This window comes from Aeromonas lusitana, assembly GCF_002812985.1.
GTDB lineage: Bacteria > Pseudomonadota > Gammaproteobacteria > Enterobacterales > Aeromonadaceae > Aeromonas > Aeromonas lusitana.
The window spans coordinates 129,523-147,413 of record NZ_PGCP01000014.1 but is presented as its reverse complement, the minus strand read 5'-3'; the positions used below and the strand labels follow the sequence as shown (position 1 = coordinate 147,413).

Annotated in this window: 14 protein-coding genes and 3 tRNA genes; 9 read left to right on the top strand and 8 right to left on the bottom strand. The window is 60.5% G+C overall.

Annotated elements, in window-relative coordinates; all coding sequences use genetic code 11:
• A partial coding sequence (gene hcp1, locus CUC44_RS10455; RefSeq protein WP_100859896.1) for a type VI secretion system effector Hcp1 occupies positions 1–401 on the bottom strand: 401 nt, incomplete at its 3' end.
• Between the two features lie 642 nt (positions 402–1,043).
• Here hcp1 and CUC44_RS10450 point away from each other — a divergent pair.
• Complete coding sequence (locus tag CUC44_RS10450) at positions 1,044–2,258, top strand: hypothetical protein (protein WP_100859895.1); 1,215 nt, start codon at positions 1,044–1,046, stop codon at positions 2,256–2,258.
• A gap of 273 nt (positions 2,259–2,531) precedes the next feature.
• Here the strand turns inward: CUC44_RS10450 and CUC44_RS10445 are convergent.
• Together CUC44_RS10445 and dauA are read right to left on the bottom strand one after the other, a co-directional pair.
• Positions 2,532–2,619: transfer RNA gene (locus tag CUC44_RS10445), tRNA-Ser, on the bottom strand.
• A gap of 151 nt (positions 2,620–2,770) precedes the next feature.
• A complete protein-coding gene (dauA, locus tag CUC44_RS10440) occupies positions 2,771–4,507 on the bottom strand; it encodes a C4-dicarboxylic acid transporter DauA (RefSeq protein ID WP_100859894.1) in 1,737 nt (578 codons plus the stop codon).
• A gap of 579 nt (positions 4,508–5,086) precedes the next feature.
• Here dauA and CUC44_RS10435 point away from each other — a divergent pair.
• Both CUC44_RS10435 and CUC44_RS10430 read left to right on the top strand, forming a co-directional pair.
• A tRNA-Asn gene (locus CUC44_RS10435) sits at positions 5,087–5,162 on the top strand.
• A 2-nt stretch (positions 5,163–5,164) separates the two neighbouring features.
• Positions 5,165–5,240 (top strand) — tRNA-Asn (locus tag CUC44_RS10430).
• Positions 5,241–5,278: 38 nt separating this feature from the next.
• Here CUC44_RS10430 and CUC44_RS10425 read toward each other — a convergent pair.
• From CUC44_RS10425 to CUC44_RS10405, 5 genes are all read right to left on the bottom strand, one after another.
• Positions 5,279–5,998, bottom strand: a complete 720-nt coding sequence (locus tag CUC44_RS10425; protein ID WP_100859893.1) for an ABC transporter ATP-binding protein — start codon at positions 5,996–5,998, stop codon at positions 5,279–5,281.
• A complete protein-coding gene (locus CUC44_RS10420; protein ID WP_100859892.1) occupies positions 5,995–6,885 on the bottom strand; it encodes an ABC transporter ATP-binding protein in 891 nt (296 codons plus the stop codon). The genes CUC44_RS10425 and CUC44_RS10420 overlap by 4 nt, the downstream gene beginning before the upstream one ends.
• Positions 6,882–8,174 (bottom strand): high-affinity branched-chain amino acid ABC transporter permease LivM, encoded by a 1,293-nt coding sequence (gene livM / locus CUC44_RS10415; protein ID WP_100859891.1) that lies wholly within the window; start codon positions 8,172–8,174, stop codon positions 6,882–6,884. Before livM ends, CUC44_RS10420 begins: the two co-directional genes overlap by 4 nt.
• Before the next feature lie 11 nt (positions 8,175–8,185).
• Positions 8,186–9,085 carry an ABC transporter permease subunit gene (locus CUC44_RS10410; protein ID WP_244166761.1) on the bottom strand — a complete coding sequence of 300 codons (900 nt, stop codon included), beginning with the start codon at positions 9,083–9,085 and terminating at the stop codon, positions 8,186–8,188.
• Between the two features lie 102 nt (positions 9,086–9,187).
• Positions 9,188–10,309: a branched-chain amino acid ABC transporter substrate-binding protein gene (locus CUC44_RS10405; RefSeq protein WP_100859890.1), complete on the bottom strand. Its 1,122-nt coding sequence runs from the start codon at positions 10,307–10,309 to the stop codon at positions 9,188–9,190.
• 353 nt (positions 10,310–10,662) lie between these two features.
• On the opposite strand from CUC44_RS10405, the gene CUC44_RS10400 reads away from it, so the two are divergent.
• The 6 genes from CUC44_RS10400 (at position 10,663) to CUC44_RS10375 (ending at position 17,814) form a co-directional block, all read left to right on the top strand.
• Complete coding sequence (locus tag CUC44_RS10400) at positions 10,663–11,148, top strand: YqhA family protein (protein ID WP_100859889.1); 486 nt, start codon at positions 10,663–10,665, stop codon at positions 11,146–11,148.
• A 115-nt stretch (positions 11,149–11,263) separates the two neighbouring features.
• Positions 11,264–11,713, top strand: coding sequence for a hypothetical protein (locus tag CUC44_RS10395; RefSeq protein ID WP_100859888.1), 450 nt, complete (start codon positions 11,264–11,266; stop codon positions 11,711–11,713).
• Positions 11,714–11,716: 3 nt separating this feature from the next.
• Positions 11,717–14,734, top strand: coding sequence for an NHL repeat-containing protein (locus CUC44_RS10390; RefSeq protein ID WP_244166760.1), 3,018 nt, complete (start codon positions 11,717–11,719; stop codon positions 14,732–14,734).
• Complete coding sequence (locus tag CUC44_RS10385) at positions 14,734–15,570, top strand: FTR1 family iron permease (protein ID WP_100859887.1); 837 nt, start codon at positions 14,734–14,736, stop codon at positions 15,568–15,570. The genes CUC44_RS10390 and CUC44_RS10385 overlap by 1 nt, the downstream gene beginning before the upstream one ends.
• A gap of 63 nt (positions 15,571–15,633) precedes the next feature.
• Positions 15,634–17,058 (top strand): FAD-dependent oxidoreductase, encoded by a 1,425-nt coding sequence (locus CUC44_RS10380; protein ID WP_100859886.1) that lies wholly within the window; start codon positions 15,634–15,636, stop codon positions 17,056–17,058.
• A 198-nt stretch (positions 17,059–17,256) separates the two neighbouring features.
• Positions 17,257–17,814 (top strand): hypothetical protein, encoded by a 558-nt coding sequence (locus CUC44_RS10375; protein ID WP_100859885.1) that lies wholly within the window; start codon positions 17,257–17,259, stop codon positions 17,812–17,814.
• Positions 17,815–17,891 lie beyond the last annotated feature (77 nt).

Genomic DNA, 17,891 nt, shown 5'->3' with positions numbered 1-17,891 from the left:
GCCGGATCCTGGCAATGGGGCATCTGGCAGTCGATGTCGACGATAGTGGCATCGGTCAGCACAGTGCTGAAGAAGTGCTCCTGCTTGCCCTCGACTGAGGTGCGGAACCACTTCAGGGTCACCTTCGGCAGCATCTCGCCGGAAGCCAGGGAGTTGTACATCAGGGGAACGGCCTTGTTCAGGGCCACGGTGAACTTGAACGGCTTGTGGACACGCTGACCAGCCGGCTGGCCAGATTGCGGATCGGTCGGCACTGTGACGACGTGCTGGAACTCTTGCACCAGCATCTCGTCTTCGTGGCCCTGCACGAAGATGTTGCCGACGGAGTCGGAGGTGAAGGCACCGGCGGTGATGTTGCCCTGGGTTTTACCTTCGATGCTGATATAACATGGAGTTGGCATGGGTATGCTCCTGATTGATTGAACGGTAATGACACTCAACCGAAACCATTAGCAGTGACCATGCCAGTCTAACTTTCTAATATAAAACAAGGTGTTATAACCACCCCTTGGATTACCCACCATAGCAAACACCGCAATTTATTGCCTATGCAGTTCATAACACCACCATAAATTGCATTTGCAGTTTATTCATCTTAAAAGTACGCAATAAATTGCCCAATCAGGTGTATTTATCTGCCTCATACCCATTGTCGGCACTCGGCAAACCCTCATATCGGCCATGGCGCCAACCCAGAGGCGCGACAATCTTGAGCTCAGCGCAAAGCGTTAGCCACAGCAGCCAGAGAGCAGCAATCTCGCCGATTAAAAGCCCTGACCATCCCGTCGCCACTCGTCACAACCGCCATCTGCCTGCCCGACGCTATACCTAATAGATGAGTCCAAACAGGGGCATGGCGATGGTGCAGTCAATCGATGAACGTGAGCGGCGAACCTTATGGTGCTCTCCCCCATCTTCGCCATCGGGAACATGGCGATTCGTTTTTCCTCTGCTGCTCCCGGCTCCACCTCCTCTCGTCCCGGCGTTGGCGTCCTGCGCCGGGCACATTTTCCCGCACCCTATCACCCAGCGAGGGGCTTATTATGTCCAGCCATAAACCATCCGCGACCCCAGGCCCGCAGGGCTCGCCCCTGTCCGATCCGTATAATTTCTCCCTGATCCTCGGCGGCCCCCTGTACCAGCTCTGGAGCCGGGCACACCTTGGGGAGATCAAGGCCCATATCCGGCGGCGGATCCTGGTGCTGAGCGGGATCTGCTGGCTGCCCCTGTTGCTGCTGTGTGCCCTGGAGGGCAGCCTGTTGCAGGGCGTGGCCGTCCCCTTCCTGCTGGATGTGGAGACCCATGTGCGCTTTCTGGTCTGCGTCTCCCTGCTGGTCTATGCGGAGCTCATCGTCCATCAGCGCATCCGCGGGATCGTCAGCCAGTTCGTCGAGCGGGATCTCATCTCTCCCCTCTCCCTGCCCCGCTTCTATGACGCCATCCAGAGCGCCATGCGCTGGCGCAACTCCATCCCCGCCGAGGTGACCCTGATCCTGATCGTGCTCTCCATGGGGTATTTTCTTCGGATCAACACCTTCGTCCTGCAATCCTCGACCTGGTACGCCACCATGTACCAGGGGGCCATCACCCTGACCCTGCCTGGCTACTGGTTCTTCTGGGTGAGCAACCCCATCATCCAGTTTCTGATCCTGCGCTGGCTCTATCGCATCTTCATCTGGACCCGCTTTCTCTGGCAGGTCTCCCGGATCCGGCTCGAACTGCTGCCGACCCACCCGGATCGCAACTGCGGTCTGGGGTTCCTCGGTGCGGCCGCCTACGCCTACTCGCCGCTGCTGACCGCCTTCGGGGCCCAGCTGGCGGGTTTTATCGCCAACCGCATCTTCTACGATGCCGCCGTCCTCACCGCCTACAAGCCGGAGATAGTATTGCTGGCCGGTTTCGGACTGGTACTGGTGCTGGCACCGCTGGGGGTGTTTGCCCCCCACATCATGGCGGCCAAGCGGCAGGGGCTGCGGGAATATGGCGCCCTCGCGGCCGAATACAGTCGCGGCTTCGAGCGCCGTTGGCTCAAGAGCTGCGACCGGGAGGGGGAGACCCTGCTCGGCGCCGCCGATATCCAGTCCCTCGCCGATCTGGGCAATGCCTTTACCGTCATCAAGGAGATAAGGCCCATCCCCTTTAGCCGGGACATGTTCCTGCAACTGGTGCTGGCGAGTGTCGTCCCCTTCGTCCCACTGCTGCTGACCCTGTTCCCCTTCGACGTGCTGCTCGATCGCCTCGTCGGGGTCATCTTCTGATAGCCGGAAGCAGAGGCAAGAGAGAACCTGAGGGCAAATAAGAGAACCCCCTGCCGCCGTTGGCGACTCAAGAGATCGATAGGAAAGCAGAGAGTGCGAAGCAAGGGGCTTTGCCGGGACGTCGTCACCGACTGAAGAAACTGGGAGGAAAACGAAAGAGGCGTAAAAACAAAGACCCCGCTCGTGCGAGCGGGGTCTGGCATTTCAAGGACTGTCGTTGGCACCGACAGCCAGAAAGCAAAAAACCGACCCTGAGGTCGGTTTTTCTAAATTTGGCGGTGAGGGAGGGATTCGAACCCTCGATACGTTGCCGTATACACACTTTCCAGGCGTGCTCCTTCAGCCACTCGGACACCTCACCAAATTTTCGTTCGTTTCGCTGTTTGCGTTGGAACGGGGCGTAATGTAAGGGATAGGCGCGGGTCGGTCAATGCTATTTTTCACCTTTTGCAGTTAACTGCTCAATTACCGAACCAAGTGACCAAAAACCTGCCATTTCCTATCCCTTTCACTCAATTTTCAGCCACTTCGTGCAAGGGTTCCCCTTTGATGGCTTCTTCCAGGGAGCCGTAAAACTCCAGCTCCCCCGGGATGGGGCGCACCTTGCCACGGGCCAGGGTCTTGAGCGGCTGGAACTGCAATTCCGCCACCCGTACCCGCACCCCGGCCTTGGCCATCCGCTTGGCAAACTGCTGGAAGGCGGACAGGCCGCCCGCATCCAGAATGGAGACCGCCTCCATCTGCAGCACCAGCGTCTTGTGATCCTTCACCTGGGCCAGCAACTCGCCGAACACCCGCTCCGCCGCCGCGAAGAACAGGGGGCCGTTGATCTTGTAGACCAGGGTTCCCACCTGCACCTCGCCGGCGTAGCGCTTGTGCTCGGCCAGGTTGTGCAGCTTGGTCATCTTGGCTATCTCGCGCATAAACAGCAGGGACGCCAGGATCACCCCGAAGGTGATGGCGATGACCATGTCGAAGATGACGGTCAGCGACAGGCAGACCAGCAGCACCAGCACGTCCGAACGCGGTGCGCGGCGAATGAGATCCACAACCTTGTGAGCCTCGCTCATGTTCCAGGCCACCAGCAACAGCAGGGCCGCCATGGCGGAGAGGGGCAACCAGGAGAGCCAGGGGGCCAGCACCAGAATCGCGGCCAGCACCACCAGAGCATGGACTATGCCCGAAACAGGTGAAGTAGCGCCGGCCCGCACGTTGGCGGCGGAGCGGGCGATGGCGGCCGTCGCCGTGATACCGCCGAAGAAGGGGGCCAAAATGTTGCCAAGCCCCTGCCCCACCAGCTCACCGTTGGAGCTGTGCTTGCGCCCCGTCATGCCATCGAGCACCACGGCGCAGAGCAGGGATTCGATGGCCCCCAGCATGGCCATGGAGAAGGCGGCGGGCAGCAGGCGCTCGATAGCCGCCAGATCCCACACCACGGGGGAGCCATCCGGTCCTGGCAGTGACCAGGGCATCATCAGGGTCGGCGCTATGGGGGGGATCCCCATGCCCTGAGTGCCATCGGCCAGGGTATAGCTGAACTTGCTGCCGATGGTCGCCACATCGATGCCCATGGTGTGCAGGCCAAAGCCAAGGCCCACCCCCACCAGCACGGCGGGCAGGTGACCCGGCACCGGCAGCCGCAGTCTCGGCCAGAGCAGCAACACCGCCAAAGTGGCCACGCCGACCAGAGTATCCCCCCACTGCCAGCTTGGCAGGGCCTGGGCCAGGGCCTCGACCTTGCCGATGTAGGTCTCCGGCATCTCGGGCACCTGCAGGCCGAAGAAGTCCTTGACCTGCAAGGTGGCGATCACGATGGCAATACCGCCGGTGAAACCCAGGGTCACTGACGGCGGAATGTATTCTATGAGGCGACCGAGCCTGGCCATCCCCATGGCGACCAAGAAGAAGCCGGAGAGCAGGGTTGCCATCAGCAGACCGCCGACCCCGAACTGCTGGGCCACCGGGTAGAGGATCACCACGAAGGCGGCGGTCGGTCCCGAAATGGAGAAGCGCGAGCCCCCGGTCACCGCGATGACGATGCCAGCGATGATGGCGGTATAGAGGCCATGCTGGGGCGGCACGCCGCTGGCGATGGCCAGCGCCATGGCGAGCGGGATGGCGATGATGCCGACCGTGATGCCGGCGATGAGATCGCGCCCGAAACGCGCAACGCTATAGGGTTCATCGAAACAGGATTGGCGCAACGCTATGGCCAGCTTCACGCCTTGTAAGGAAGCTTGATTGTGCATGTATTGGGTAATACCAGAAGGAGGAGACAAAGGCCGGCGTGACCCGGCACCCGATCATCATCAAGGGCCGGCAGAGCTGTCGACGCGGCGATGGTATCGAGGGCAACCATACCCGAGCCGGCGCAACATTTCGATGGGCAGGATCAAGAAATGGCCATTAGCCCGCATTATTGCCGTGGATACGCCGCATATCGCCGATGTTGCTTGCCATTCGTCGCACGCCTTTCCCATCGAATATAGAGTCGGCGAGCAAAGGGCCGTGCAATCCGATTCACTTGTCTGCACGGCAATACCGGAATTGAGGGCGTCGATGGCTGGGTGCGGGAAGGAGCCACAGGTCAGGGGCTTCTTGCCACCTTCCCCTGGAATGGTGGTTGGCACCACTGCATCAGAGCTAGTGCCATAAGTCCAGAGCACGCAACGGAGGGATCATCTCAAGCTGCTGATTGTGTTGAAAATAGTCCACGGCGGCCAAGTTTTGGGCAAACGGACCAAAAAGGCATTTTTTGCGCAGGGTTACGGGTTGACACTCGGCCGAGTGGCCATTAATATCCGCACCGTCTCATCGAGACAGGCAATTCCTCCTTAGTTCAGTCGGTAGAACGGCGGACTGTTAATCCGTATGTCACTGGTTCAAGTCCAGTAGGAGGAGCCAATTCCCTCGTAGTTCAGTCGGTAGAACGGCGGACTGTTAATCCGTATGTCACAGGTTCAAGTCCTGTCGAGGGAGCCATTTTAGAGAGCCCGCTTAGGAAACTGAGCGGGCTTTTGTCATTCTGCGCCGCCCAGATAGGCTCTGCGCACCTCCTGATTGCCCAGCAACTCCTCACCTGTGCCGCTTAGCCGGATCTTGCCGTTGACCATCACATAGCCACGATCGGACAGCTTCAGGGCATGGTGGGCATTTTGCTCTACCAGGAAGATCGTCATGCCGCTTTGCGCCAATTCACGCAGTGTGTGCAGGATCTGTTTCACGACTATGGGGGCAAGCCCCAGGCTGGGCTCGTCCAGCAGCAGCAACTTGGGGCGGCTCATCAGGGCGCGGGCGATGGCCAGCATCTGCTGCTCCCCACCGGACATGGTCATCGCCCTTTGCTTGCGTCGCTCCTTCAAGCGCGGGAACAAGTCGAACATGGCTTGCATATCCTGCGCCGCGAATTGACTGCCGATGGGGATGGTGCCCATCAGCAGATTCTCTTCCACCGTCATGTCCGGGAAGACGCGCCTCCCCTCCGGCACCTGGGCAATGCCTGCCGAGGCCACAAAGTGCGTGGATTGATGGCTGATCTCCTCGCCGCAAAACAGGATCTGCCCGCTGCGAATGCGGGGCTGACCAAAGATCGACATCAAGAGCGTGGACTTCCCGGCACCGTTCGCGCCGATCAAGGCCACCGTTTCCCCCTGATTGACCTGCAGGCTGACCTGTTGCAGCGCCTGGATGGCACCATAGAAGACGTCGATATGACGAAACTCCAGCATAGCCTCGCTCATGCGCTGACCTCGTCTTCGTCGGTCCCCAGATAGGCGGCAATGACCTTGTCATCGTGCTGGATCTGCTCGGGTTTCCCCTGTGCAATCACATCGCCGTGATCCAGCACTATGATGTGGTCCGAAATATCCATCACCATGCCCATGTCGTGCTCAATCAACAGCACAGTGATGCCGTGATGGTCGCGCAAAAACCGGATGATCTTGCTGAGGGTGCGCGTCTCCACCGGGTTCAGGCCAGCTGCCGGCTCATCGAGGCAGATCATCTCGGGGGCCGTGCACATGGCCCGCGCGATCTCGAGCCGCCGCTGCTGGCCATAAGACATCTCCCCCGCCAGCCGGTTGGCACAATCCACCAGATCCACCACCTCGAGCCAGTAGAAGGCGCGATCCAGGGCGCGACTCTCGGCCCGCCGGTACGCCGGGGTGTTGAGCACACCGGCCAGCAGGTTGCGGTTCACCTGCATATGCTGGGCAACCAGCAAGTTTTCCACTACTGACATCTCCCTAAACAGACGGATATTCTGAAAAGTACGGGCGAGCCCAGCCCGGTTCACCAGGTGGGTACCGCCAAACATCTTGTAGAAGATGCGCTGCCCGAGCTGCGCCGGGTTGACCCAGTCCCCTGGCTGGAATGCCTGGCCGAGGACCTTTATCACGTTGGTGGTCTCGTTGCGGGCGTTGAAGAAGATGTTGCCGCCGGTGGCCCGATAAAAACCGGTCAGGCAGTTGAACACCGTGGTTTTCCCTGCGCCGTTGGGGCCTATGAGGGCGGTAATGGAGCCCCGCCGCACCTCCAGGCTCACGTCGTTGAGCGCCTTGATACCGCCAAAGGAGATCATCAGGTGTTCCACGCTCAGGATCATGTCATTCAGTACCTGGGTTGTCATGGTGCCACCCCCTTTCGCACCGCAAAGCCGCTGCGATTGATGCGGATAAGCCCCCGTGGCCGCCAGATCATCATCACCACCATCAGGATGCCAAACAACAATACGCGGTATTCGGCAAAGCCCCGCAGCAGCTCGGGCGTGACGGTCAGCACAAAGGCCGCCAGCACGACACCGATTGTCGAGCCCATGCCGCCCAGCACCACGATGGCGAGGATCAGGGCAGACTCGAAGAAGGTGAAGGAGGTCGGGTTGACAAAACCCTGATAGGTGGCAAAAAACACCCCGGCAATGCCTGCGGTGGAGGCTCCGAGCGTGAAGGCTGAGAGCTTGACCAGCACATGATTGAGCCCCATGGAGCGGCAGGCAATTTCATCTTCGCGCAGCGCTTCCCAGGCGCGCCCAATGGGCATGCGGGTCAGCCGATGTTTGACATAGAGCACCCAGACCACCACGGCCACCAGCACCCCATAGATAAAGATGAATTTCAGGTTGGGGTCATAGGTCAGGTGGAAGAACTCGTGGAAGGGCACCCCGCCCTCCTCTTTTGCCCGCCGTCCAAACTCCAGGCCAAACAACGTGGGTGCCGGGGCCGAAATCCCATTGGGGCCGCCGGTAAACGCCAGCCAGTTATTCAGGATCAGGCGAATGATCTCCCCGAAGCCGAGGGTCACTATCGCCAGATAATCCCCGTGCATGCGCAATACCGGGAACCCCAACAAGGCGCCAGCCGCCGCCGATATCAGCGCCACCAAGGGCAACATGGACCAGAACCCGAGCCCAAGGTATTGATAACCCAGCGCGAGACCATAGGCCCCGATGGCATAGAAGGCGACATATCCCAGATCCAGCAAGCCCGCCAGCCCCACTACTATATTCAGCCCCAGCCCGAGCAACACATAGATGAGGCCGAGGATCGCCACCGTCAGCACATATTTGGTGGCCACGAAGGGGAAGCAGATCGCCAGCACGAGCACCAGCGGGATGATCCAGCGCAGCGGGTTCTTGTAATCGGGCTCCCGTACATAGACCCCGCCATTATCCGTCTCAAAGCACGCGAGCAGACGAGTGCCCGCGGCCGTGGTCAGAAAAACGCTCATCAGAAACCGGCCGACCATGACGGCCAGCACGATCCACACCAACCTTTGTCCTGCGAAATTAAAGCTGTAGCCATCCAGCACCACGCCGACGATGGGGCCAAAGATAATCAGCGCCACCAAACCGGCGAAAATGGCATCCAGAAAGCAGCGTTTGAGCGAGAAACCCTGATGTAATGTCGTCTGTGACGTCATATGTTACGCCCTCACACTTTGCTGACGATGGGGCGACCAAGCAGCCCCTGAGGACGAAAGATGAGGATCATCACCAGCAATCCGAACGAGAAGACATCCTTGTAATCGGAATTGACCATGCCCGAGAATTGCGCCTCTGCGATGCCGAGAATAAGGCCCCCCAGCATGGCACCGGGCAGGGAGCCAATCCCCCCCAATACCGCGGCGGTAAAGGCCTTGATGCCGATGATAAAGCCGACATAGAAATCAAAAGTGCCGTAGTTGAAGGTGATAAGGACGCCGGCCAATCCCGCCATGGCCGCCCCCATCACAAACACCAGCGAGATGATCCTGTCCGTATTGATGCCAATGATGGAGGCCATTTTCCTGTCCTGCTGCACCGCCCGGCACATGCGCCCCAGGTTGGTATTGTTGATGATCCAGGTGAGCAGCAACATGCCTGCGAACGAGGCAATCAGAATAAAGACCTTGGTGTAGGTTATCTGGACAAAACCGTCATCTATGTGAAAACGAAATACCCCGTCAAGCAGGGTAGGAACCCCCTGCTGGCGTGGCCCCTGACTTATTTGCGCGTAGTTCTGCAATATTAGCGACATGCCGATGGCGGAAATAAGCGGCGCCAGACGGGTAGAATTACGTAGCGGCTTATAAGCGATGCGCTCAATGGTCCAGCCATATACCCCGGTCACCACTATGGTAAAGACCAGGGTGCCGAGGATAAGCAGGGGGAAAGAGTGCAGCCCGAAGAAGGACAACAGGGCCAGGCCAATGGCACTGAGATAAGCCGAGATCATATACACTTCGCCGTGGGCAAAATTGATCATGCCGATAATGCCGTACACCATGGTGTAGCCGATGGCAATCAGACCGTAGACGGAGCCCAGCGTTAATCCATTTATAAGTTGTTGCAAGAAAAATGCATCCATCATAGTACGCTCTCGTTATAGGCCACCGAGGCCGGGTGTTTATAAAGCGCCGACCGCAGTCGGCGCTGAGCGTTATTCACTATGTCGTTATTTGACTTCTTTATAGGCGCCCTTGTCGTCCCATTCATAGACCACGTAGTCAGAGACCTTCAAGTCACCCTTGCTGTCCCAGGATTTTTTGCCCATCACGGTCTCAACCGTATTTGCCTTCAGCCAGGCGCTGGCCTTGGCAGAGTCTGTGCTGCCGGCCGCCTTGAACGCCGCGGCTATGGTCTGCACGGAGGCGTAGGCATAGAGGGTGTAGCCTTCTGGCTCAAATTTATTGGCGCGGAATGCCTCTATGACCGCCTTGCCATCCGGGATCAGGCGCGGATCCTGGCCGAAGGTCATGTAGATGCCATTGGTGTACTGAGGGCCACCGGCGGCGGTAACCATCTCGGCGTTGACGATGCAATCACCCGAGAAGAACTTGGCCGACACCCCCTGCTCGCGCATCTGGCGCACCAGAGGCCCCCCTTCCGGGTGACAGCCGCCGAAGAACACCACATCGGGTTTCTGGGCGCCTATCTTGGTCACCAGGGCGTTGAAGTCTTTCTCGCCGCGGGACAGCCCCTCGTACATCACGTCCTTCACACCGCGCTTGGCCAGTGCCGCCTTGGTCGCGTCCGCCAGCCCCTGCCCATAGGTGTCCTTGTCGTGAATGATCACCACCCGCTTGGCTTTGAGCTTGTCGACGATGAAGTCACTGGCCACCTGCCCTTGCTGGTCATCGCGCCCGCACATGCGGAACATGTCACTCATACCACGCTCGGTGATCAGTGGATTGGTCGAGCCCGGGGTAATGGCGATGATCCCAGCGTCGTTATACACCTCGGAGGCGGGCATGGTGGAGGATGAGCAGAAGTGACCGACCACCGCATTCACTTTCTCCTGATCCACCAGACGGTTGGCCACTGCGACCGCCTGTTTTGGCTCACAGGCGTCGTCCCCCTGCACCAACTTGATCTTTTCCCCATTGATCCCGCCCGCGGCGTTGATGTCGTTGGCGGCCTGGGTCGCGCCGTGCCAATACTGATCGCCATAGGTGGCGTTCGGCCCGGTGAAGGGGCCTGCCACGCCGATCACTATCTCCGCCTGTGCGGAAAACGCCGTGATAAGACAGCTTGCCAGTCCAAGTGCGATGGGTGTTCTGATGAATGTCAGCGACATGATGATGTTCCTTATCAAAAGCAGCTTGTGTGGGTGAGGACGAGTACCGCTTGCGCAAGACACACTCAAACCGGATCCCGTCCGGTGAGCACATCAGGCAAGTCTTTGACAGATTGGAGTATAGAGTGCGGTTTTCAGCACCCCGGCCTCACAAAGTGAAATTACGGTGGGGATCACATCTATCTGAAAATAATGAAAATGATTTATACAGGGGTCATTATTTTGGCTACTTTGCACCCCATTCACCGAGCGCCTTCGCCATTTAGCGGATTGAACCGGGAATCTGTCCTGAGCGGCCAATTACGGTCATAATCAGCGCCATTACCTCATTCACACTCTGCTCAGGAAACCCCATGCGTCGCTTTCACTTCATGCTCAATGGCAGCCGGTTGATGATGTTCCCCTTTTATGTGGCCATCCTGGTGTGCGTCGCCCTGCTGATGGTGAAATTTGCCATGCAGCTCTATGTCTTGTGCCGCGACATCATCGAGATCCACTACATGGACCTCATCACAGGGGTGCTGACCCTGGTGGACTTCGTGCTGGTGGCCCAGATGCTGATCCTGGTGGCGGTCTGCGGCTTCGTGCAGTTCATCCAGACCCAGGAACAACGGGAGGCCCTTGGCAACAACTGGCTCAGCAAGATCAACTTCGCCTCCTTGAAGCTCATCGTCATCAACTCCCTGGTGACCATCGCCGGGATCGAGGTGCTCAAGGCCTTCCTGGATGACGGGGTCGGTAACGAGGTGGAGATGAAGTGGTCGGTGATCGTCTTCCTGGCCTTCTCGCTGGCGGCGCTTATCTATGCGATCACCGAGCGGCTGGCGGATCATAAATAACCCCCCTTGCGTTCAGGGTGTATTCATCGGTAGCGAAATTGATAACTCTTTTCATTGCGGTTACCCCATTGTAAACTTGCTCCCCCGGGTTGAATGCCCGGGTGCAGGAGCCTGTATGACAAGCCTTTCTCTCTCACCACGACATTTTTGGCGATGGCTGGCCTATCACCATCAGGCCGCCGAAGGCACCCTCTACCTGATGTTCTTCTCCGGCCTGCTGCTGTGGGAGCCACTGACGCCGCTCTGGTCTCTGGCGCGCTGGAACCTGTTTCTCCACGTCATGCTCTCGCTCTCCCTGTTCCCCCTGCTGTTTGGCGCCTTCTGGCTATCTCATCGTCGCCTGCTGCGCCACAGCCGCAAGCCGTTTTTGCGCACCACGGGCCAGATCATCGAAGCCTTGCTGCTGGTTTGCCTCGCCAGCGGTCTGGTGCTGGTGCTGCACGGCACACCGGGGGACAGCCTTGGAAATCTGGCCAGCTGGGCCCACTGGCTGAGTGCCTTGGCACTCACCCCCCTGGTCTTGCGTCACGCCTGGCGCTGGACCCTGCTCAAATGGCGTCCCTGACCCATGTTTAACCGGATTCTCTCTCTCCTGCTCGCCTGCCTGCTGCTGGGAATGCCACAGGTCCAGGCCCAGCAGATGGGCTCGGCCATGGCGGCGTATGAAGACGCAGGTGCGCCGCGCCTCGTCACCGCCAACCAGAGCGGCGGCTCAGTCACCCTGATCGCACGAGGCAGCGGCGAACGGCTCAAGGAGGCTCGCTTTGGCGGCGATCTGCGCCAGCTTGCCCGCAGCGACGACGGCGCCCTGCTGGTCACCGATTACAGCGGTGATCGCCTGCTGCTGCTCGATGATGATCTCGACCTCAAGAAGGCCATTCCTACCGGCCATAGGCCCTACGGCGTCATCTTCGACCCCAAGCGGCGCTGGTTCTGGGTCACCCTGTTCGAGTCGGCACGTCTACAGGCCTATGACCAGGATGGCGATCTGCAACTGGATCTCCCGACCGCCGAAACCCCGCGCGGGCTGGCGCTGACCGATGACGACCGGCTGCTGCTAACCCACGCCATGACGGGCCAGATTGCCATCTACAGTCTGAAAAACCTCGGCAAGGCGCCCACGGCCGTGGCCATTGAGAAGCCCAAGCTCATCACCTTGGCCGAGACTCACAGCGCCACGCCGAGCGACTCCCAGGGGCTGCCACGCTTGCTCGACGGCATAGCGCTCTCCCCCGATGGCAGCGAGGCCTGGCTGCCCCACGTATTGTGGAGCTTCGATCATCCCTTCCAGTTCCAGAGCACCGTCTTCCCGGCGGTCTCCATCATAGATCTGGACACCGAGACCGAGCGGGTTGACGAGCGCAAGCAGTTGTTCCTGCAGATAAATCTGCCCAATGTCGGCAACCGCAGCCAGATCGTCTCCAACCCCTTCGCCGCCCGCTTCGCCGCCGACGGCAAGCGGGTCTACCTGACCCTGGCGGGCTCCGAAGATCTGCTGGTGTTTGACCTCTCTCGCAGCGGCAAGCAAAACAACAATCGCCACAGACGCAAGAAGTTCCAGGGGGGCGCCAAGGCGACCCAGTTGCTGCGCCACCTGCCGGGCCAGAGCCCTCAGGATCTCTTCATCGACGGCGACCATATTCTGGTGCACAACGCCATGGGCCAGGATCTGACCCGCCTTGCCAGCGGCGGCAGCGGCCCCTTCGCCCGGGTGACGGTAGACAAGCCTCACTTCACCCAACTGGTGGAGTCCGATCCCCGCCCTGCCGCCCTCATTCGCGGCGAGCGCCTGTTCAATCTCGGCAACACCCTAGGCAGCACCAGTGCCAACGGCCGCTTCCCCATGGCGGGGGACAACTGGATGAGCTGCAACTCCTGCCATCTGGACGGCTTCAACTTCACCAATAAGTTCCTGATGCAGGCCCACCGCCAGAAGAGCCGGGACAATGCCATCAACGGTCACGCCAACCTCGCCAACATGGTGGCCGGGGATTTCGTCGGCGAATACCTGCGCATGATCCAGCAAACCCAGGGCGGCATGGGTCATGACGGCCGCGACGGCGCCGAGCCGGTGGATCCCGCCAGGCCCCAGCCCGAGGTCAAGGCCATGATGGAGGACCTGCACGCCTTCGTGACCGCCGATGGCAACCTGCCCTATCTCGCCAACTGGCTGCGCCTCGATGCCCAGCGCACGGATCCCGCCAAGGCGCCGACCAGTCATCCCAAGGAGTGGCTCAGCTCTGCCTCCTGCCAGAACTGCCACCAACAGGCTTTCGCGGACTGGAGCGACAGCAACCACCGACTGATGGGCAACTCCCACCCCTACTACAAGGCGGTGCAAGCGCTGGCCAGACAGACCGAGGGAGAGGCCTTCGGCCAGTGGTGCCAAGGCTGCCACATGCCTCAACAGGTGATGACGGGCCAGACCGACCTGCCCAAGGGCTCTCACATGCTGGAGCAAGGGGGCGCGTCCCTCATCAAGGCCCACCAGGCGGGGGACGCCGTGGTCGAGGAAGGCACAGGCTGCCTGCTCTGCCATCGCATCACCAGGCTCGAGGACGCCGGCGGCAACAGCGCCTTCACCGTCAACCTCAAAGACCGTGAGAGCTATGTGTTCGAGGATGCTCCCGGCGGCAGCGTGCGCCACTGGCTGGCAGAGCGGCAGATCAACGCCCGCCCGGCCATGCACAAGGCCTCTTATCAGAAGGATTTCTATCAGGACGCGGCCCTGTGCAAGTCCTGCCATAACGAATTCGCCCCGGGCACGGGCGCCAACATCGTCAACACCTGGGACGAGTGGCAGGCCTCGAGCTTTGCCAAGGCCGAGGATCCGGCGGCGCGCCGTACCTGCATCGACTGCCATATGAACCCGGAGCCCGGCAACGGCGGCGCTCCCGTATCTGGCCAGTCCACCGAGAACGGCACCATGAAGGCGCGCCTCTATCGCCATAACTTCACCGGCGCCCAGCACCAGCTGGTGGGGCTGCGCAACCCAGAACTTGAGCAGGAGAGTCTGGCCCTGCTGCGTTCCAGCGCAACCCTGTCCGCCCGTATCGAAGCGCAAAATGGACAACCTACCCTGGTGGTGCGGGTCGCCAACACCGGCGCTGGCCACGCTCTGCCCACCGGGGTCGCGGATTTTCGTGAGCTCTGGCTGGAACTGACCGTCACCGATGCCAACGGCCGGGTTGTGTTGCAAAGCGGCCAACCGGTGGACGGCGCCGTGCCCGAGGATGCGCGCCTGTTCAGGAAGGTGTTCGGCGATGCCGAAGGCAAACCGGTGGGGCTCAAGTTCTGGCGCTACGCCAAGCTCCTGGAAGACACCCGCATCCCGGCCGATGGCTGGCGCGACGAAGCCTGGCCCCTGCCAGTGGATGCAAAAGCTCCCTTCCAGGCCGATATCAAACTCAATTTCCGAACTTATCCCAAGTGGGTCAACGACATAGTGCGCGCCAGCGAGCCTGCTTTACCTGAGCCGCCCATAGTTACCCTCAACCACTTGCAGCAACGGGACTTGCAACTAGCAGCCCCGTCGCCGCAGCCCCTCGTCACCACTCACGCCCTCAACCAGGAGGCACATCCCTGATGTTTGCAAGTTTCCTCATTACCCTGCGCGAGGGGCTGGAAGCCTTCCTGCTGGTCGGTATCTGCCTCTCCTATCTCGCCAAGCTGGGGGCGAGCCGTTACAACAAGTACATCTATCTGGGGGTGGTGCTGGGGCTGATTGCTTCCCTTGCGGTGGCCTTCCTGTTCCAGGTGGTGGTCAGCCAGTTCGAGAGCGAACGCTACAACCACCTGCTGATGGCGGGGATCCTCATCTTCGCGACCCTGGTGCTCACCTATATGGCGGTCTGGATGCAGAAGCAGGCCAAGTCCCAGGTGGGGGCCATGACGGCGCGTATCGATGCGGCCATCGATGGCGGCAACCTGTTTGGCCTGGTGTTGCTCGCCTTCCTGGCGGTGATGCGCGAAGGCTTCGAGACTGTGCTCTTCTTCTCGGCGCTCATCTATTCGGGGCAAGGGGTGGATCTGCACGAGGGGCTCATCGGCGCCCTGGCCGGGCTGGCTCTCTCCATGGTGCTGGTGTGGGGGCTGCTGCGCTCCACCCGCAAGGTGGCGCTCGCCCCCTTCTTCCGCTGGACCGGTCTGCTCATCATCATCATAGCCGCGGGCCTGCTGTCGTCCGCCGTCAACATGTTGCAGGCGGCGGGGGTCATCACCCTCTGGACCACTCCTGTGTTCAACATCAGCCACATTCTCGACGACAGAGGCGTGTTTGGCACCTTCTTGCGGGCGCTGTTCGGCTACAATGCCTCCCCGGCCGGCCTGCAACTGGCGACCTGGCTGACCTACCTGGCGGTCTTCGTGACCATCTGGTATCGCAACTACAAGCCCAAGCCGGCTCAGGCCAACAAGGCATAAGCCGCCTTTTTCAGTAGCGGGGCCTGCGGGCCCCTTTTCTCCTTGTTTCGTGGATAGAGATTGATGGGCGATAACAGCAGTAAAAAAATTGCCGTGCTGGGCGCGGGTCCGGCCGGTCTGATGGCGGCCTGGCGTCTGCGCCAGGCGGGCTTTACGGTCACCCTGTTCGAGCAGGAGGCCGTGGTGGGCGGCATGTGCGCCACCCAGCGTTTCGCGGGCAAGGATGGGGACTACCGCTTCGACTACGGTGGCCACCGCTTCATCACCAAGAACCCCGAGCTGCTCGCCTTTATCGACGAGCTGATGGGAGAGGATCTGCTGCACGCCGAGCGCAAGAGCGTGATCCGCTTTGGCGGGCGCACCTACGACTACCCCCTCAATCTGCCGAACCTGCTCAAAACCGCGCCTCTGTCCCTGATGGCCGGGGCCATGAAGGACTTGTTGCTGCTCCCCTTCGCCAAGAAGCCCAGCGATTTTGCCAAGGCGAGCTTCGCCGAGTGGATCCAGAGCCACTTCGGTCGCACCCTCTATCGCCAGTTTTTCGAGGGCTATACCGGCAAACTGTGGGGCATCAACCCGGACCGGCTCTCCGCCGACTGGGCCGGTCAGCGCATCAGTCTCATTGACTTGAAAGACGTGGCCCGCCGCCTGCTGCCAAGGCGCAAGGGCAACCTGTCGGTGCGCACCTATGCCCGCAAGTACCGCTACCCCAAATACGGCTTCGGCCAGATCTTCACCACGCTGGGCGAGCGGCTGGTGGCCGAAGGGGTCGAGCTCAAGACGAGCGCCACCATCAGCCGCCTCGATCGGGTGGGTGATCGGATCGAGCGAGTGCATTGGCAGCAAGATGGCCTGGAGCAGAGCGAGGCCTTCGATCAGGTGATTTCCACCCTGCCCCTGCCGCTGACCTGCCAGCATCTCGGCTTGCCCTGTGAGCTGCACTACCGTGCCCTGCGCTTCGTCAACATGCCGCTCAATCAGGAGAACCTGTCGGACAACACCTGGCAGTACCTCTCGGATCCGCACATCCTCGCCACCCGCTTGCAGGAGCCGCGCCGGCGCAGCCCCTTTATGGCGCCCGCGGGCAAAACTTCGGTGATGCTGGAAGTTCCCTGCAACCCGGGAGATGCCACCTGGCAGGCGCCGCTCGCCACCCTGCGCGAGCGAGTGAGTCAGGATCTGGCGAGCCTTGGGGTCGATACCAGCCGGCTAGGCGATGAGACCTTCGAGGCCCGCAGTGAATATGCCTATCCCCTGATGGATCTTGGTTATCAAGGGCGACGGGATGCAGCCATCCAGCGGCTGATGCCGATTGGCAACCTCATCATGAGCGGCCGCCAGGGGACCTTCCGTTACATCTTCACCGACACCGCCATGGAGATGGGGCTGATGGCCGCCGACATGGTGATCGACGGGGTGGACAGACGGCATGCCATCTTCAATCATCGCAACGAAAATACCGTGATCGAAACCCAGAGCGTGGCCTGAACCTGATGATAGACAAGGAGGACAGACGCCTTGTCACCTTCAACCACCACAACGAAGATACCGTGATCGAAACCCAGAGCGTGGCTTGAACCCGGTGGCAGACACCCTGCCACTTTCGATCATCGCAACCAAGATGCAGTGACTGATACCCGGAGCCGGGCCTGAGTCAGCTTGAACAACATTTACAAGGAGCCAAGGATGCTTATTCGTGCAGGTCTTATCACCCTAGTGTTGCTGACGACCATGGGGCAGGCGCAAGCCTACTCCTACGCGGCGGCGGGCAAGGAGCCCCTGATCGACGCCCGCGAGCAGTTGCTGACAGCGGCGAGTGAAGGCCAGGATGGCAGCGCCATTCTCGCGAGCCTGAGCGAAGAGCTCACCTACCTCGAACAGCATCACAAGGTGGTGCTGCAGGCGCCGCTCGCCGAGGCCATCAAGAACAAAGATGCGGCGACGACCCAGATCCTGCTCAATCGCGCCTACAAGGCCGAGATCGAGCGCCGCCTCGAGGGGGCCGGCCAGAATCTGGGAGACTACCAGACCGCCAAGGTGCTGGTGGTCAAGAGCAAGCGCTTCCTGGATCTTATCCTCCCCTCCCTGAGTGAAGCCGATCGCAAGGCCGCGGATCAGGCCCTGGCCAAAGTGCTGGATGCCATCGGCAACCCGGGCGTGTTCGGGGTCGGCGCCAAGGTTGCCGATGAGAAGGCCTTCAAGGCCGCCGAGCAGGATCTGATGGCCGTGCTGGCGCCACTCTGATTGCCCCAGCCGAGTGATGCCCCCCCTCATCCCCAGCCCTTCTCCCACCAGGGGAGAAGGGAGCTACTCTCGACAAC

Coding starts and splice junctions, on each gene's coding strand:
- CUC44_RS10385 (WP_100859887.1), top strand. CDS start 14,734: ATGTTTGCAAGTTTCCTCATTACCCTGCGCGAGGGGCTGGAAGCCTTC.
- CUC44_RS10420 (WP_100859892.1), bottom strand. CDS start 6,885: ATGACAACCCAGGTACTGAATGACATGATCCTGAGCGTGGAACACCTG.
- CUC44_RS10390 (WP_244166760.1), top strand. CDS start 11,717: ATGTTTAACCGGATTCTCTCTCTCCTGCTCGCCTGCCTGCTGCTGGGA.
- dauA (WP_100859894.1), bottom strand. CDS start 4,507: ATGCACAATCAAGCTTCCTTACAAGGCGTGAAGCTGGCCATAGCGTTG.
- CUC44_RS10395 (WP_100859888.1), top strand. CDS start 11,264: ATGACAAGCCTTTCTCTCTCACCACGACATTTTTGGCGATGGCTGGCC.
- CUC44_RS10450 (WP_100859895.1), top strand. CDS start 1,044: ATGTCCAGCCATAAACCATCCGCGACCCCAGGCCCGCAGGGCTCGCCC.
- CUC44_RS10400 (WP_100859889.1), top strand. CDS start 10,663: ATGCGTCGCTTTCACTTCATGCTCAATGGCAGCCGGTTGATGATGTTC.
- livM (WP_100859891.1), bottom strand. CDS start 8,174: ATGACGTCACAGACGACATTACATCAGGGTTTCTCGCTCAAACGCTGC.
- CUC44_RS10405 (WP_100859890.1), bottom strand. CDS start 10,309: ATGTCGCTGACATTCATCAGAACACCCATCGCACTTGGACTGGCAAGC.
- CUC44_RS10375 (WP_100859885.1), top strand. CDS start 17,257: ATGCTTATTCGTGCAGGTCTTATCACCCTAGTGTTGCTGACGACCATG.
- CUC44_RS10425 (WP_100859893.1), bottom strand. CDS start 5,998: ATGAGCGAGGCTATGCTGGAGTTTCGTCATATCGACGTCTTCTATGGT.
- CUC44_RS10380 (WP_100859886.1), top strand. CDS start 15,634: ATGGGCGATAACAGCAGTAAAAAAATTGCCGTGCTGGGCGCGGGTCCG.